Source organism: Leuconostoc sp. BM2, from assembly GCF_002095565.1.
Classification (GTDB): Bacteria; Bacillota; Bacilli; order Lactobacillales; family Lactobacillaceae; genus Leuconostoc; species Leuconostoc falkenbergense.
Genome location: NZ_MOWQ01000078.1, coordinates 1 through 2,044 on the forward strand (window position 1 = coordinate 1; position 2,044 = coordinate 2,044).

A 2,044-nucleotide genomic window follows, 5' to 3' on the forward strand; every position below is an offset into this window, starting at 1 on the left:
TACAGCGTCAAAGCGCTAGAATTGTACATTTATAAGCCTAACATTTTGCAAAACCAATGTGAAGACATCGGTTTATTTTAGTAGTGCTTGATGACCAATTGCAGCATCATAAAAAGAAGCTAAATGCATTGAAACACTTGACTTCTGGTAGAAAAATATTCCAATTTATTGACTTCTGAGCATTAATTATAGCAAAAAAAAAAGGCACAAAAAAAGCAGTGATCACTTCAACTAGTAAAGTAACCACTGCTTTTGTTATTATTCTAAATTAGATAAAAATTCTACGAACCTGGCTTCATCATTTGCTGACAAATACCCAACAAACTTGATCACAACATATTGCTCATCTACTCTGCGTATCTTAAATGTGTCAATCCATGACGGCTTTTTTAAACCTGCATAAACCCAATCTTTAATTTCAAAATACTTATTTTGAAAATAATCAGACTTGTTATTAAATTGACTCGTGATTTTATAATAAGCAATCTTTTGATTATCATATTTCACAACAAACGCTGGACGTACTTTAGATCCCGCTTCACGCCCCTCATCATAAGCTAAATCAGCAATCATGATACTATGCTCACGAATATCACTACTCATTGCATAAATTCCTCACGGTCTTCTTGCTTAGACAAATCTAAGTCCTCAATTGGTGATTTTGCGAATGCCAAACGAGTAATCTCATCACGATTAGCAACACGTTGATCACTAAACCAGTCATCAGGATATGCCTGTTTATTAGGCTCTTGAACTGACAAAGGGATTTTCTGTTCATAAGCTGTCTTAGTAATAAACATTTTAATAGCCGTAGCCATATCTAATCCTTGACGTTCGAATACTTTTTGAGCAGACTCTTTGATACTTTGATCAACTCGTGCAGATACTTGAATAGCTTTCATAACCAACACCTCTCTTACTTTATTTAGCTTAATTATACCACAATTAGGTGCAGTTTGTTATATATTGTGAGTATTTGTTATCTTATAGCAAATACTGGTCTACCTGCGTCCCAATCCATATTATAATCAACACTAGGATTATTCCAAACAGAGTCAAAAGAACTCACAGACCCGTAGAATTTCCAATTATAAGGATCATACGTATTGCTCAGAAGTCAATAAATTGGACTATTTTTATTCAGTTACTTAGGCAACATTTGAGATACGATTTCGATTATAAAAATTGATATACCAACCAATGGCTGCTTGGACTTCAGTTAATGTTTGGTATGCCTTCAGATACACCTCTTCACGCTTCAATATTGAATGAAACGCTTCCATACGGCCATTATCGTACGGATGGCCTTTGAGTGAATATGAATGTTTCAAGCCATAATTTTGGCATTTAATATTAAACTCAGCACTCGTGTATTGTGACCCCATATCTGAATGAATAATGAGTGGCTTTCGATGCTTATCTAACGCCATCTGTAAGGCACTTGTGGCTAGCTCGGCTGTCATTGTATCGCCAATTTTATAGCCCAATACTTTTCTCTTCTCAGGATCCAAAACGGTCGCTAAATAGACCCATCTGTGATTAGTCAACTGAATATAAGTGATATCTGTTTGCCAAACACCGCTCAAATCATGCAAGTGTCTAATCAGATTGGGTTTTTGATCAACCGTCACAACAGTTTTGGGTTTGCGATAACGTTTTTGCATGCGGGATTTAATCCCTAATTCACGCATCAATTTGAGTGTCATATACTCAGATACTTTCGGACCATCGGTTTGTTGACTATAAGCAGCAATACGACGATAACCATAAAATTTAAAGGTTTTCCAAACGTCTAAAATATAAGGTTTCAGGGATTCTCTACGCTTTTCTTGTCGACTGGGCTGCCAATGGCGCCAGTTGTAATAGGTACTAGGTTTGATTTTAAGTGCACTTAAAATACGCACAAGCGCGTAGCCCTGTGCTAAAAATTGATTAACTAGCGGCAATCCCACATTACGGACTATTTTTTGGCTAGTAAGATGGCCGCTCAATGCCTGTCAGGCTATGCGTGATAAAATTTCGTTTTCTTCCTCCAAAATAGCGA

3 protein-coding genes are annotated in these 2,044 nt (G+C 36.5%); all 3 read right to left on the minus strand.

Going from position 1 to position 2,044, the window contains the following annotated elements:
* Positions 1-258: 258 nt before the first annotated feature.
* The 3 genes from BMG01_RS10335 to BMG01_RS10345 all read right to left on the minus strand — a co-directional run bounded on the left by BMG01_RS10335 (position 259) and on the right by BMG01_RS10345 (position 1,952).
* A complete protein-coding gene (locus BMG01_RS10335; protein ID WP_036068655.1) occupies positions 259-603 on the minus strand; it encodes a type II toxin-antitoxin system PemK/MazF family toxin in 345 nt (114 codons plus the stop codon).
* Entirely contained in the window at positions 600-902 is a 303-nt protein-coding gene (locus tag BMG01_RS10340; RefSeq protein WP_036068657.1) for a type II toxin-antitoxin system RelB/DinJ family antitoxin, read from the minus strand. Before BMG01_RS10340 ends, BMG01_RS10335 begins: the two co-directional genes overlap by 4 nt.
* A 246-nt stretch (positions 903-1,148) precedes the next feature.
* Positions 1,149-1,952: an IS3 family transposase gene (locus BMG01_RS10345; RefSeq protein ID WP_011679760.1), complete on the minus strand. Its 804-nt coding sequence runs from the start codon at positions 1,950-1,952 to the stop codon at positions 1,149-1,151.
* Positions 1,953-2,044: the final 92 nt, after the last annotated feature.

What these genes read in the sequence shown, in the direction of transcription:
- BMG01_RS10335 (WP_036068655.1), bottom strand. Translation starts at nt 603, where the DNA reads ATGAGTAGTGATATTCGTGAGCATAGTATCATGATTGCTGATTTAGCT.
- BMG01_RS10340 (WP_036068657.1), bottom strand. Translation starts at nt 902, where the DNA reads ATGAAAGCTATTCAAGTATCTGCACGAGTTGATCAAAGTATCAAAGAG.